The following is a 12,631-nucleotide window of genomic DNA, read 5'->3' on the forward strand; positions in this document are numbered from 1 at the left end:
GCGCGGACGGCCCGTAGGACGAAAGTGCCGGCCACCCCCGACGGGGCGGCCGGCACCTTCGCGTCGCTCGGCGCCGCCGTCCGGGACGGCGGGCCGGACAGGGGAGCGGTCGGCGGGGATCAGAGCCCCTGCCACCGCGGCTTGTCGGCGTAGGTGTGCCGGAAGTAGTCGGCGAGCTTCAGCTCGGCGGCGGCGGCCTCGTCGACGACGACCGTGGCGTGCGGGTGGAGCTGGAGCGCCGACGCCGGGCAGACGGCGGCGACCGGGCCCTCGACGGTCGCGGCGACGGCGTCCGCCTTGCCCTCGCCCGTGGCCAGCAGCACCAGGTGCCGCGCCTCCAGGATCGTCCCGATCCCCTGCGTGATCACGTGGTGCGGCACCTGGTCGACATCGCCGTCGAAGAAGCGCGCGTTGTCGGCCCGGGTCTGCTCGGTCAGGGTCTTGATCCGGGTCCGGGAGGCGAGCGACGAGCACGGCTCGTTGAACCCGATGTGCCCGTCCGTCCCGATGCCGAGCAGCTGGAGGTCCACCCCGCCCGCCTCGGCCAGCGCCCGGTCGTACGCCGCGCACGCCGCCGGTACGTCCTCGGCGGTGCCGTCGGGACCCAGGAAGCCCTCCATCGTGATCCCGAGCGGCTCCAGCACCTCGCGCCGCAGGACGGAGCGGTAGGACTCCGGGTGGTCGGCGGGCAGCCCCACGTACTCGTCGAGCTGCGCGATCCGCGCCCGGGAGGTGTCCACGGCACCGGCGCGGACCTTGGCCGCCAGTGCCTCGTAGACGGGCAGCGGCGTCGAGCCCGTCGCCACGCCGAGCAGGGCGTCGGGCCTGCGCCTGAGCAGCTGCGCCATGGCCTCGGCGATGAGCTCGCCGCCCGCCTCGGCGTCCGGAACGATGACAACTTCCACGCTGGGCCTGCCGATCTGAGAAGACTGAGGAGAGGGACAGGAGTGGGACCGGACCCGGTTGGAAGGCCCGTATGAGCGACCATGTGGTTTAGACCAATCTAACAGAGCCGGCCGCGCCCGGGGCGGCCCGTCACGGGGCACGCCGGCCCCTTCACGTTTGTCTAGTGGTCGCTCTAGAATGCGCGCCATGGTGAGCGGTGGCGAGGACGCCGGGACGCGGGGCGGACCCGTCTCCAGGCCTCGCGGCCGCCCGCGTTCCTTCGACCGCGAGACCGCGTTGCAGAAGGCGGTCCTGGCCTTCTGGGAGCACGGCTACGAGGCCACCTCCGTCTCCGACCTCACCCGCGCCATGGGCATCGGCACCCCGAGTCTGTACGCCGCCTTCGGGGACAAGCGGGCGCTCTTCGCGGAGGCCGTCCGCGCCTACGCCGAGCGGTACGGCTCGTTCGGCGACCGCGCCCTCGCCGAGGAGCCCACCGCCCGGGCCGCCGTCGGGCGGATGCTGCGGGAGGCCGCCGCCGAGTACACCGCCCCCGGCCGTCCGCGCGGCTGTCTCGTCGTCCACGCGGCGACCAACTGCGCGACCCCGGAGGTGGCGGAATCCCTGCGCGAGCGGCGCAACGCGTCCATCGCCGCCTTCGAGCGCCGTATGGAGGCGGGGGTGGCCGCGGGGGAGCTGCCCGCGGGCACCGACGTCGGCGCGTTGGCCCGGTACGTCGGCGCGGTCGTCCAGGGCATGTCCCAGCAGGCGCGCGACGGTGCGTGCCGCGAGGAACTGGAGGCTCTCGCCGAAATTGCCATGGCCATCTGGCCCCGTGGATGAGCCGGGCGGGCTAGGCTGCGGGGTGGATGCGGACGCCCGCCGGGGTCCGCTCGGTTGGCCGACCCGGCTCTCACCGGAGCGACGGACCGTCGAAAAACACCGATGAACGTCTTCCCGCTCATGGACATGCCGAAGTGGTCTAGTCCAGAATGCGGGGAAGAGACCTGAACAGCGAACGCGCGCGGCATCGCCCACGCGCCACAGGTGAACGCAAAACCTCCGTCTTCCCCGCACAGGAAGACGGACCGAGGAACCGGTGCTCTCTGCCCTGACTGCCCCGGCTCCTCATCCTTCGGCCGACCGGGACCGCACACCCCGCGGCCGATGTTGCTCCGGGCTGCGGTGCCGGGAGGGTTGAGGGTCCCTCTCAGGCGCCGCGGCCCGCGGGTGTCTTCGGGGCCCGTCCGGCTCCGCCGGCGCGGGTGGCCGATTTCGAACGGTGGCCGAACGCCCAGGTACGCTCGCAGACGTGCCCTCCATGAACGAACTCGTACGCCAGCACACCGCTCTCGACGACTCCGACCTCGAGTGGCTCCATCTGCTGGTCTCGGAGTGGCAGCTGCTCTCCGACCTCTCCTTCGCCGACCTGGTGCTGTGGGTCCCCACCCGCGACGGCACCCGGTACGTCTCCGTCGCGCAGATGCGGCCCAACACCGGCCCCACCTCGTACCAGGACGACATGGTGGGCCATCTCGTCCCGCGCGGCCGCCGCCCCCTGCTGGACGCCGCGCTCGACGAGGGCCGGATCGTGCGCGAGGGCGACCCGGAGTGGCGCGAGGAGGTCCCCGTGCGGGTCGAGTCGATCCCCGTCCGCCGGGAGGGCCGGGTCCTGGGCGTGATCGCGCGCAACACCAACCTGCTCACCGTGCGGACCCCGAGCCGGCTGGAGCTGACCTATCTGCAGAGCGCCTCCGACCTCGCGCAGATGATCGCCGCGGGTTCCTTCCCGTTCCCCGACCAGCAGGTCGACATGGACGCCTCGCCGCGCGTCGGCGACGGGCTGATCCGGCTCGACGCGGACGGCAGTGTCCAGTACGCCTCGCCGAACGCGCTGTCCGCCTACCACCGGCTCGGTCTCGCCGCCGACCTCGTCGGCCACCACCTCGGCCGGACCACCGCCGAACTCGCCCCGTCCCGGGCCCCGGTGGACGAGGCGCTCGTCAAGCTGGCCAGCGGCTGGGCGCCCCGCGAGTTCGAGATCGAGGCCCACGACGGGGTGATCCAGTTCCGGGCGATCCCGCTCAAACCCAAGGGGACGCGGATCGGTTCGCTGGTGCTGCTGCGGGACGTCACCGAGCTGCGCCGCCGCGAGCGGGAGCTGATCACCAAGGACGCGACCATCCGGGAGATCCACCACCGGGTCAAGAACAACCTGCAGACGGTGGCGGCCCTGCTCCGCCTCCAGGCCCGGCGGATCGAGTCCGAGCGCGGCCGGGAGGCCCTCGAGGAGGCGGTGCGCCGGGTCGGGTCGATCGCGATCGTGCACGAGACGCTGTCCCAGAACCTGGACGAGCGGGTGGAGTTCGACGAGATCGCCGACCGGGTGCTGTCGATGGTCGCCGAGATCTCGCCGGGCAAGGTCGCCGGCCGGCGCAGCGGCCGCTTCGGCATCCTGGACGCCGAGGTCGCGACCCCGCTGTCGATGGTGCTGACCGAGGTGCTGCAGAACGCCCTGGAGCACGGCTTCCGGCAGGGCGAGACCGGCACGGTGGAGGTGTCCGCGGTCCGTGGCGGCACCTCGCGCGAGGCCCGGCTGCTCGTCACCGTCCAGGACGACGGGGTCGGACTGCCGGAGGGCTTCGACCCGCACCGCTCCGGCAACCTCGGTCTGCAGATCGTCCGCACCCTGGTCGAGGGCGAGTTGGGCGGCACCTTCGACATGGTCCCGGCCCCGGAGCGCGGCACGCGCGTGATCCTCGACATCCCGGTGGCCCGGAAGTAGCGTGCCTGGCCCGGAAGTAGCGTGCCCCGCCCGGAAGTAGCGGGCCTGGCCCGGAAGCACTGCGCCGCACGGGAGTTGGGGCCGGCCGCGGCCGACTCCCGCACAGCAGAAAGCCCCGGACCGCGATGCGGTCCGGGGCCAATGCTCGCTGTTGTGTCAAGCGCGGGGATACTGCGCGCTGCGGCTCGGGGGCGGGAGATGCGTGCGTGCTGCACGCGCCGCCAAGCTCAGGCTGTCAGCGGGGTGGCGTGGGTCAGGCGGAGGCCTGACGGGCCCGGTTGCGGGCGGCGCGGCGCTTCATGGCGCGGCGCTCGTCCTCGCTGAGACCACCCCAGACGCCGGAGTCCTGACCGGACTCGAGCGCCCACTGCAGACACTGCTCGATAACCGGGCAGCGACGGCAGACGGCCTTGGCTTCCTCGATCTGCAGCAGCGCAGGACCGGTGTTGCCGATGGGGAAGAAGAGCTCGGGGTCTTCCTCGCGGCAAACGGCGTTGTGACGCCAGTCCATGGCTGCTACCTCTCCTTGGTATTACGTGCGGGTTGCTTGTGAATGTGAACGCTTTCACGAATCCCTCAACAAGTGAAGGGCCGACCGTCAGGATTACCTGGCGTGGTCCTGTGGATTGAAGAGGGGTTCCGGTGATCTCTGGGGCCCGGTGTATTGGGCCGCCCCGATCGCCAGATAGAGACTGGCAAACCTCAGCGGCGGATACAACCCCTTCCGGAAAGTTTTTTTTGATTCCTCGGTGTCGACTAGGTCACAGCCGTACTTCCATGGGGTGGATGCTGGCCTAAACGTTCGAGTGTAAGGACTTTGGCCTCTTCCGCTCACACAATCACACGCAGTGCACGGCGTACGCCTGTGAACGTCACGCTCGTGCGCAGCCCCAGGTGGTCACCGTCCATCTGCAGGGGCAGCGGCACCTTCGAATGCAAGGTGAACCCGCTCAGGTCGTGCAGTGAGACCGCATGCTTCCCATGCGGTCCCCGCTCCGGGGACGAAGTGAGCAACTGGGTCCCATACCGGGCAACCGCGGCCGTGGACAGACGGCTGAGACCGAGTACGTCGAGGCCTGTGTCGAACGAGGCCTTGGGCGACGTGTACATGGGGCGATTGCCGAGATACGTCCAGGGCGACGTGTTCGAGACTATGGCCACCACCAGATCGGAGACCGGGTCCTGGCCGGGCCGCTCCAGTGTGATGCGGCCGTGCCGGCGGTTCGGCTCGCCGAGGAACTGGCGGACCACCTGCCGCACGTACAGGGCGTGCGTCGACTTCCTGCCGCGCTCCCGCTGCTGCTCCACCCGCCCGACGACGCCCGCGTCGAAACCGAGCCCGGCGTTGAAGGTGAACCAGCGCGCCGGGACCTCCGCGTCCGGAGTGCCCGGCGCCCCCGAGGCGAGGCCCAGGCCGATGGTGCGCTCGCTGCCGGTGGCGAGCGCGTCCAGCAGGGCGCCGGTCGCCTCCACGGCGTCGTTCGGCAGCCCCAGGGCGCGCGCGAAGACGTTGGTGGAGCCGCCGGGGACCACGGCGAGGCGGGGCAGCTGCTCCGGGTCGGGTCCCCGGTGCAGCAGGCCGTTCACGACCTCGTTGACGGTGCCGTCGCCGCCGAGGGCCACGACCAGGTCGATGTCGTCGCTGTCCGCGGCCTGCCGGCCCAGGTCGCGGGCGTGGCCGCGGTACTCCGTGGTGACCGCCTCCAGCTTCATCTCGCTGGCCAGCGCGTGGATCAGGACATCGCGCGTACGTGCGCTTGTGGTGGTTGCCGCCGGATTGGCCACGAGAAGTGCACGCATGGGGTGCAGCGTACCTACTGCCTGGTACTCGGCCCAGGGCGAGGTAGGGATCGGGTAAGAGACGGTGCGTGAGCCCGGCCGCGGGGGCCGTCGGCCTGGCCACCGGCGGCCGTAGCCCGAGGGCTACCCTTCAGGGGTGAGCAGTGAGCAGACCCCCGCCCCCGAAGCCCCCGGCACCGTGGACGCGGCCGGCCCCCGGCCGCGACGGCTGACCTACGCGGCGGCGCTGGTCGCGCTGGAGGGATTCGCGCTGCTCGCCGGCGGGGTGTGGATGCTCGTCCTCGGGGTCACGGGCGACGGCGGCGACCGCCGGCAGGCCGTGACCGGCGGGATCACGGTGCTCGTGCTGGCCCTGCTGCCGCTGCTCGCCGCCCGCGGGCTGCTGCTGCGCCGCGGCTGGAGCCGGGGGCCGGCGGTGATCACGCAGATCCTGGCGCTGCCCGTCGCCTACCAGCTGCTCCAGGCCGACAGCGTGGCCGTCCCGGCGGGCATCGCGCTGGCCGCCGTGGCCGTGGCCGCCCTGGTGCTGCTGGTGAACCCGGCGACGACCCGGGCCCTCGGGATCAAGGGTCCGGGCCGTGCCCGGGAGATTGAACGGCGGTAGGCGCACCGGCCGCCCGCCCGTCCGGGCCTCGGCCCGGGCCCCTGTGCGGACGATCTGCGTGCGACGACCCGCGCGCAATGACCTCCCTGCGCGCTACTCCTCGACCAGCAGCTTCTCCCGCAGCTGGGCCAGCGTCCGGGCCAGCAGCCGCGAGACGTGCATCTGCGAGATGCCGACCTCCTGCGCGATCTGCGACTGGGTCATGTTGCCGAAGAAGCGCAGCAGCAGGATGCGCTTCTCGCGCGGCGGCAGGTCCTCCAGCAGCGGCTTCAGCGACTCGCGGTACTCCACGCCCTCCAGCGCCTCGTCCTCCGCACCGAGGGTGTCCGCGACCGCAGGGGACTCGTCGTCCGTGTCGGGGACGTCCAGGGACAGCGTCGAGTACGCGTTGGCGGACTCCAGGCCCTCCAGGACCTCCTCCTCCGAGATCGCCAGCTTCTCGGCGAGCTCGTGCACCGTGGGGGAGCGGCCGTGCAGCTGGGACAGCTCGGCCGTCGCCGTGGTGAGCGCGAGGCGCAGCTCCTGCAGCCGGCGCGGAACGCGCACCGCCCAGCCCTTGTCCCGGAAGTGCCGCTTGATCTCGCCGACGACCGTCGGGGTCGCGTACGTCGAGAACTCGACGCCGCGGTCCGGATCGAACCGGTCGACCGACTTGATCAGGCCGATGGTGGCGACCTGGGTGAGGTCGTCCAGCGGCTCCCCGCGGTTGCGGAAGCGGCGGGCGAGGTGCTCGACGAGCGGCAGGTGCATACGGACCAGCTGGTTGCGCAGCTCCGCGTACTGGGGGCTGCCCTCCTTCAGCGCGCGCAGCTCGACGAACAGCGCGCGTGCGCCGCTGCGGTCCTGAGGCTCGTGCCTCGCGCCGTGCGCGTTCGGCACGCTCGGCTCGTCGTCTCGCTCGTGCTCGCTCATCGTCCCGCCCGTTGCCCTTCCCCGAGCCCGCGCCTCCGATCGGCCCGGGGAGACCCGGCCCCGTGCCGGTGGAGCCGCGCCCTGCGCGGCATCGTCCTGATCCCGCGGCCCCTCGCCCGGCAGGCCGGGCACCGGGTGGTCGTCCTCCGGATGCGGTCTGGCCTGCTCGGGGATGCCGTCGATGCCGCTCGCCGGACACCGGGACCCGGCCGCTTCGCCCTGTCCCGAGCCTCCGGTCCGTCCCCCTTCGGCGCCCGCGCCCGAGCGGGAGGACTCCCACGCGCGAGGGGGAATCCCGCCCTCGTTCGGCAGCTTGCGCGTGCCCCGCTCTTCGTCCCGCACCGGCCCGTCCCCGTTCCTCACGCCGGCCCGGGTCCCGCGCCGCGCTGTTTGTAGAGGCTGATCGAAACGGTCTTGTCGTCGTCCACGGCCGAGGAGACCTTGCCCGCCAGCGCGGACAGCACGGTCCAGGCGAAGGTGTCCCGCGACGGTGCGTGACCGTCCGTGGTCGGGGCCGACACCGTGACCTCGAGCGAGTCGTCGACGAGCCGGAAGACACAGCTGAGCACCGAGCCGGGCACGGCCTGCTGGAGCAGGATCGCGCAGGCCTCGTCCACCGCGATGCGGAGGTCCTCGATCTCGTCGAGGGTGAAGTCCAAACGGGCGGCGAGACCGGCCGTGGCCGTACGCAGCACCGACAGGTAGGCACCCGCAGCCGGCAGCCGGACTTCCACGAAGTCCTGGGCCGCGGGCTCGCCTGCGATCTGGGACACCCTCACCTCCAAGGTGGTACAAGCTTTCTCGGGCCGGGGGCCGACCCCCGGTCAACGCGATACGTGGTTCAGCGGTGACGCTACCGCGCTCTCGACATTCCTGTCCCGGGACCCCAACCGTTGCTGTCACTCATAGTAAAACTACGGATACGCTCCGTGGCTAGAGGTCTGCGGGCCCAAAAGGGAACAGCACGCGCCGGGTTGACGTACCCAGACGTCAGACGGTCGAACCGTCCCGCGGCCCGGTCACACCAGTACGTGATCCACGAAGCACCAGCGCCAGTCCTCACCCGGCTCGAAGGTCCGCATCACGGGGTGACCGGTTTCCTTGTGGTGCCGCGTGGCGTGCTGCCCGGGCGAGGAGTCGCAGCAACCGACGTGGCCACAGGTCAGGCACAGCCGCAACTGCACCGGGTGCGTGCCGTTCGCCAGGCACTCCGGACACGTCTCGCTCCGGGCCCCCGGCTCCGGGTGCGGCAGCGTGCCGACGTGCGTGCACTGTTTCATGATTGCCAGATTACGACGGGCGCGCGGGTGACCGCGCGGAAAAACGAGGGTGGGCGAGGACGATGGACGTATTGCCGCTGCTGTTGCTGGTGGCGGGCAGCGCCGCGGTGGCCGGTGCCGCCCGCCGCACACCGGTACCGGCACCGCTGCTGCTGGTCGCCGCCGGGCTGGTGGCCTCGTACGTCCCCGGGGTGCCGGAGTACACCCTCGACCCCGAGGTGGTCCTTCCGCTGCTGCTGCCGCCGCTGCTGTACACGTCGGCCATCGACAGCTCCTACCTCGATCTGCGCGCGCAACTGCGGCCCGTGGCGCTGCTGTCGGTCGGGTACGTGCTGTTCGCGACCTTCGTGGTCGGCTGGGCCGCGTACCTGATCGTGCCCGGGCTGCCGCTGACGGCGGCCCTGGTGCTGGGCGCGGTGGTGGCGCCGCCGGACGCGGTCGCGGCGACGGCCGTCGCGCGCCGGGTCGGGCTGCCCTCCCGGATCACCACGATCCTGCAGGGCGAGTCCCTGCTCAACGACGCCACCGCCATCACCGCCTACAAGGTGGCCCTCGCCGCCGCGGTGGGCGAGGGCGCCACCTGGGCCGGAGGTGTGGGCGCGTTCCTGATCGCGGCGGTCGGCGGTGTCGGTGTCGGGCTGGTGCTGATGGCGCCGATCCACTGGCTGCGCACCCACCTGAAGGAGCCGCTGCTGCAGAACACGCTCTCGCTGCTGATCCCGTTCGTCGCCTACGGCGTCGCCGAGCAGATGCACGCCTCGGGTGTCCTCGCGGTCGTCACGGTCGCCCTCTACCTCGGCCACCGCGCCTGGGAGGTCGACTTCGCCACCCGGCTCCAGGAGGACGCGGTGTGGAGGATGGTGGCGTTCCTGCTGGAGTCGGCCGTCTTCGCCCTCATCGGACTGCAGCTCCAGTTCGTCCTGAGGGGGCTCGGGGAGTACGAGGGCGTGAAGGCCGCCTGGTACGCGGTCGCCGTCTTCCTGGTGGTCGTCGCGACCCGGTTCGTGTGGGTGTACCCGGCGGCGTTCCTGCCCCGGCTGCTGTCCCGGCGGATCCGGGAGCGCGAGGAGAACCCCACGTGGAAGGGGGCGATGGTGACCGCCTGGGCCGGGATGCGGGGCGTGGTCTCGCTGGCCATCGCCTTCTCGATCCCGGTCACGGTGCACGGCGGCGTCCCCTTCCCGCAGCGCAACCTGATCCTCTTCCTGACCTTCACGACGGTCATCGGGACGCTGGTGGTGCAGGGGCTGACGCTGCCACCGCTGATCCGGCTCCTGAAGTTCCCCCCCCGGGACGCGCAGGCGCAGACCCTGGCCGAGGCGAATGCCCAGGCGCAGGCGTCCCGGGTTGCCGAGCAGCGCCTGGAGGAACTCCTCTCCGACGAGCGCAACGCCCTGCCCCCGCCGCTCGCCGACCGGCTCCGCTCCGTCCTGGAGCGCCGCCGCAACGCCGTCTGGGAGCGGCTCGGCCAGGTCAATCCCGTCACCGGCGAGTCGGTCGACGACACCTACCGCCGGCTGTCCCGGGAGATGATCAGCGCCGAGCGCTCGGTCTTCGTGCGGCTGCGGGACAGCCGCCACATCGACGACGAGATGCTGCGGACCCTGCTGCGCAGGCTGGACCTGGAGGAGGCGGCGGCCTATCGGGAGGCGGCATGAGGGGCGCTCGCGGGGGCGTGAGCGGGTGCGGGGCGGTCGCGGGCGGGACGGTCGCGCAGGGGCGCTCGCTCGGGGTGCTCCCGTGGGGGTGTTCGCGCGTGGCACGCTCGCGGGGGACGGCTCGCGCGCGGTCGCGGCCGAGCGGAACCGGCGCGGTGGATCAGGGCCGGTCCGGGAAGGGGCGGCCCGTGACGACCGCGGCGACCGTCGTCCCGCGCGGGAAGGTGCCCTCGTCGGCCAGGCGGACGAGGGCGTACAGCAGCTTGGCGACGTAGAGACGCTCGACCGGGAGGCCGTGGCGGCGGGTGAAGTCCGCGGCGAAGGCCTCCAGTTCGGGTGTGGTGCGCGCGTAGCCGCCGAAGTGGAAGCGGTCGTCCAGCCACCACTCGCCCCTGCGGCCGCCGAAGGCACGTTCCTGCAGGGCCGCGGTCTCGGCGGCCAGGAAGCCCCCCTTGAGAACCGGTATGCCGAGGGCGCGCCGGCCCGGCCCCAGTCCTGCGGCCAGTCCGGCGAGCGTGCCGCCGGTCCCGCAGGCCACGGCGGCCACGTCGGCGTGGTCGTCACGGAGTTCCTCGCCGAGCGCCCGGCACCCCCGTACGGCGAGGGCGTTGCTGCCGCCCTCGGGGACCACGTGCACGTCGTCGGCGTCGAGCGCGGCGGTCCGCAGCAGCGCCGTGAGCGTCTCCGGCTCGGTCTTGCGTCGATACGTCGACCTGTCGGCGAAGAGCAGGCGCATCCCGTCGGCCGCGCACCGGGCCAGCGAGGGGTTGAGGGGGCGGTCGGCCAGCTCGTGGCCGCGCACCACGCCGACCGTGGGCAGGCCCAGCAGGCGGCCCGCGGCGGCGGTCGCGCGCAGGTGGTTGGAGTACGCCCCGCCGAAGGTGACGATCGTCCGGCCGGCCGCGGCCCGGAGGTTCGGCGCGAGCTTGCGCCACTTGTTGCCGATCAGCTCCGGGTGGATCAGGTCGTCGCGCTTCAGTAGCAGCCGCAGCCCGTGCCGGGCGAAGCGGTCGTCGGCGAGCTCCTGCACCGGCGAGGGGAGCCGGGGGGAGAGGGCCGCCGGGCCGGGAGCGACGGGGCCGGGGCCGGTGGGGTCGAAGTCGGCGGGGCCGGGGGCGGCGGAGCTGGTCACCCGGCCATTGTCGCCGCCGTGCCCTCGCCGACAGTGATCCATTCCCGCTCTTTCGTGTAATGGCACGAACACGCTGCGTGATGGAAGGCTTGTGCCTGCACATCGATGCCCGGTGCTGATCGATGCCGGGCACGAAAGGGAGGGCAATTCTCTATGTCGGTAGGCGAAGAGGTCCGCACGGAGCAGGGCAGGCCGCAGCAGAGCCTCGGCACCACGGCCGCGCGGAACCTGGCCACCACCACCAAGTCCGTTCCCCAGATGCAGGAGATCAGCTCCCGCTGGCTGCTGCGGATGTTGCCGTGGGTCGACGTCCAGGGCGGCACGTACCGGGTGAACCGGCGGCTGACCTACGCCGTCGGCGACGGACGCATCACCTTCGTGAAGACCGGCGACCGCGTCGAGGTCATCCCGGCGGAGCTCGGCGAACTGCCGGCGCTGCGGGGCTACGAGGACGAGGAGGTCCTCTCCGAACTGGCCTCCCGCTGCCGGCAGCGGGAGATCGGCGCGGGCCAGGTCATCGCCTCCTTCGGCCACCAGGCCGACGAGGTGTACCTGCTGGCGCACGGCAGGGTCGAGAAGGTCGGCACCGGCCCCTATGGCGACGACCAGGTGCTCGGCGTCCTCGCCGACGGCGCGTACTTCGGTGACCAGGTGCTGCTCGACCCGGACGCCATCTGGGAGTACACGGCCCGCGCGGACACCCCCTGCACGGTCCTCGTCCTGCCCCGTCACGACGTCGAGCAGGTCCTGGAGCGCGCCGACTCCCTGCGCGCCCATCTGCAGCGGCAGCGCTCGATCCCCGCCCAGCGCACCAACAAGTTCGGCGAGAAGGAGGTGGAACTCGCCGCCGGCCACAGCGGTGAGCCGGACATCCCGCACACCTTCGTCGACTACGAGGGCAGGCCCCGCGAGTACGAGCTGAGCATCGCGCAGACCGTGCTGCGCATCCACAGCCGCGTGGCCGACCTCTACAACCAGCCGATGAACCAGACCGAGCAGCAGATCCGGCTCACGGTGGAGGCGCTGAAGGAGCGCCAGGAGCACGAGCTGATCAACAACCGCGAGTTCGGCCTGCTCCACAACTGCGAGTACGACCAGCGCATCCAGCCCCACGACGGCGTGCCGGGCCCCGACGACATGGACGAACTGCTCAGCAGGCGGCGCAGCACCAAGCTGTTCCTCGCCCACCCGCGCGCGATCGCCGCGTTCGGCCGCGAGCTCAACAAGCGGGGACTGGTCCCCGAGACCATCGACATGGGCGGCAGCCGCATCCCCACCTGGCGCGGTGTGCCCATCTTCCCGTGCGGCAAGATCCCGGTCACCGAGGCCCGGACGAGCTCGATCATCGCCCTGCGCACCGGCGAGGAGGAGCAGGGCGTCATCGGGCTGCGGGCGTCCGGCCTCCCGGACGAGATCGAGCCGAGCCTGTCCGTGCGGTTCATGGGCATCAACGAGCAGGCGATCATCAAGTACCTCGTGACCGCGTACTTCTCGGCGGCGGTCCTGGTGCCGGACGCGCTGGGTGTCCTGGAGAACGTCGAGGTCGGCCGTTGGCGCTGACACCTCACGCCCGCC

At 72.0% G+C, this 12,631-nt stretch carries 12 protein-coding genes; 5 read left to right on the forward strand and 7 right to left on the reverse strand.

Annotated features, from left to right (window positions below):
* Positions 1–119: 119 nt before the first annotated feature.
* Positions 120–905 (reverse strand): glucosamine-6-phosphate deaminase, encoded by a 786-nt coding sequence (nagB, locus tag ACF1A5_RS03485; RefSeq protein ID WP_392191111.1) that lies wholly within the window; start codon positions 903–905, stop codon positions 120–122.
* 187 nt (positions 906–1,092) lie between these two features.
* Between nagB and ACF1A5_RS03490 the strand changes: the two genes are divergently transcribed.
* Both ACF1A5_RS03490 and ACF1A5_RS03495 read left to right on the forward strand, forming a co-directional pair.
* Positions 1,093–1,728: a TetR/AcrR family transcriptional regulator gene (locus tag ACF1A5_RS03490; protein WP_392191112.1), complete on the forward strand. Its 636-nt coding sequence runs from the start codon at positions 1,093–1,095 to the stop codon at positions 1,726–1,728.
* Positions 1,729–2,206: 478 nt separating this feature from the next.
* Positions 2,207–3,670, forward strand: a complete 1,464-nt coding sequence (locus ACF1A5_RS03495; protein ID WP_392191213.1) for a PAS domain-containing sensor histidine kinase — start codon at positions 2,207–2,209, stop codon at positions 3,668–3,670.
* Between the two features lie 253 nt (positions 3,671–3,923).
* On the opposite strand, the gene ACF1A5_RS03500 is transcribed toward ACF1A5_RS03495, so the two are convergent.
* Both ACF1A5_RS03500 and ACF1A5_RS03505 read right to left on the reverse strand, forming a co-directional pair.
* Positions 3,924–4,181 (reverse strand): WhiB family transcriptional regulator, encoded by a 258-nt coding sequence (locus ACF1A5_RS03500; protein WP_003992873.1) that lies wholly within the window; start codon positions 4,179–4,181, stop codon positions 3,924–3,926.
* 320 nt (positions 4,182–4,501) lie between these two features.
* Positions 4,502–5,470, reverse strand: coding sequence for a diacylglycerol/lipid kinase family protein (locus tag ACF1A5_RS03505; protein WP_392191113.1), 969 nt, complete (start codon positions 5,468–5,470; stop codon positions 4,502–4,504).
* A 136-nt stretch (positions 5,471–5,606) separates the two neighbouring features.
* On the opposite strand from ACF1A5_RS03505, the gene ACF1A5_RS03510 reads away from it, so the two are divergent.
* The gene (locus ACF1A5_RS03510) at positions 5,607–6,074 is read left to right on the forward strand and encodes a hypothetical protein (RefSeq protein ID WP_392191114.1); all 468 of its coding nucleotides are present in this window, start codon (positions 5,607–5,609) and stop codon (positions 6,072–6,074) included.
* Positions 6,075–6,167: 93 nt separating this feature from the next.
* On the opposite strand, the gene ACF1A5_RS03515 is transcribed toward ACF1A5_RS03510, so the two are convergent.
* From ACF1A5_RS03515 to ACF1A5_RS03525, 3 genes are all read right to left on the reverse strand, one after another.
* Positions 6,168–7,349 (reverse strand): RNA polymerase sigma factor SigF, encoded by a 1,182-nt coding sequence (locus ACF1A5_RS03515; RefSeq protein WP_392191115.1) that lies wholly within the window; start codon positions 7,347–7,349, stop codon positions 6,168–6,170.
* The gene (locus tag ACF1A5_RS03520) at positions 7,346–7,759 is read right to left on the reverse strand and encodes an anti-sigma regulatory factor (protein WP_356186033.1); all 414 of its coding nucleotides are present in this window, start codon (positions 7,757–7,759) and stop codon (positions 7,346–7,348) included. Before ACF1A5_RS03520 ends, ACF1A5_RS03515 begins: the two co-directional genes overlap by 4 nt.
* A gap of 246 nt (positions 7,760–8,005) precedes the next feature.
* Positions 8,006–8,266, reverse strand: coding sequence for a UBP-type zinc finger domain-containing protein (locus tag ACF1A5_RS03525; RefSeq protein WP_392191116.1), 261 nt, complete (start codon positions 8,264–8,266; stop codon positions 8,006–8,008).
* Between the two features lie 62 nt (positions 8,267–8,328).
* Between ACF1A5_RS03525 and ACF1A5_RS03530 the strand changes: the two genes are divergently transcribed.
* Positions 8,329–9,924 (forward strand): Na+/H+ antiporter, encoded by a 1,596-nt coding sequence (locus tag ACF1A5_RS03530; RefSeq protein WP_392191117.1) that lies wholly within the window; start codon positions 8,329–8,331, stop codon positions 9,922–9,924.
* A 160-nt stretch (positions 9,925–10,084) separates the two neighbouring features.
* Here ACF1A5_RS03530 and ACF1A5_RS03535 read toward each other — a convergent pair whose 3' ends face one another.
* A complete protein-coding gene (locus ACF1A5_RS03535; protein ID WP_392191118.1) occupies positions 10,085–11,056 on the reverse strand; it encodes a 1-aminocyclopropane-1-carboxylate deaminase/D-cysteine desulfhydrase in 972 nt (323 codons plus the stop codon).
* 153 nt (positions 11,057–11,209) lie between these two features.
* Between ACF1A5_RS03535 and ACF1A5_RS03540 the strand changes: the two genes are divergently transcribed.
* On the forward strand, positions 11,210–12,616 hold the full coding sequence (locus tag ACF1A5_RS03540) for a family 2B encapsulin nanocompartment shell protein (RefSeq protein WP_392191119.1): 1,407 nt from the start codon (positions 11,210–11,212) through the stop codon (positions 12,614–12,616).
* Positions 12,617–12,631 lie beyond the last annotated feature (15 nt).

Origin of the sequence: Streptomyces sp. NPDC014864 (assembly GCF_043081525.1) — a bacterium.
In the GTDB taxonomy this organism is placed as follows: Bacteria; Actinomycetota; Actinomycetes; order Streptomycetales; family Streptomycetaceae; genus Streptomyces.

Excerpts from the sequence above, each read along its gene's own strand:
- ACF1A5_RS03495 (WP_392191213.1), top strand. The coding sequence starts at position 2,207 with ATGAACGAACTCGTACGCCAGCACACCGCTCTCGACGACTCCGACCTC.
- ACF1A5_RS03505 (WP_392191113.1), bottom strand. The coding sequence starts at position 5,470 with ATGCGTGCACTTCTCGTGGCCAATCCGGCGGCAACCACCACAAGCGCA.
- ACF1A5_RS03490 (WP_392191112.1), top strand. The coding sequence starts at position 1,093 with ATGGTGAGCGGTGGCGAGGACGCCGGGACGCGGGGCGGACCCGTCTCC.
- ACF1A5_RS03500 (WP_003992873.1), bottom strand. The coding sequence starts at position 4,181 with ATGGACTGGCGTCACAACGCCGTTTGCCGCGAGGAAGACCCCGAGCTC.
- ACF1A5_RS03530 (WP_392191117.1), top strand. The coding sequence starts at position 8,329 with ATGGACGTATTGCCGCTGCTGTTGCTGGTGGCGGGCAGCGCCGCGGTG.
- ACF1A5_RS03525 (WP_392191116.1), bottom strand. The coding sequence starts at position 8,266 with ATGAAACAGTGCACGCACGTCGGCACGCTGCCGCACCCGGAGCCGGGG.
- ACF1A5_RS03540 (WP_392191119.1), top strand. The coding sequence starts at position 11,210 with ATGTCGGTAGGCGAAGAGGTCCGCACGGAGCAGGGCAGGCCGCAGCAG.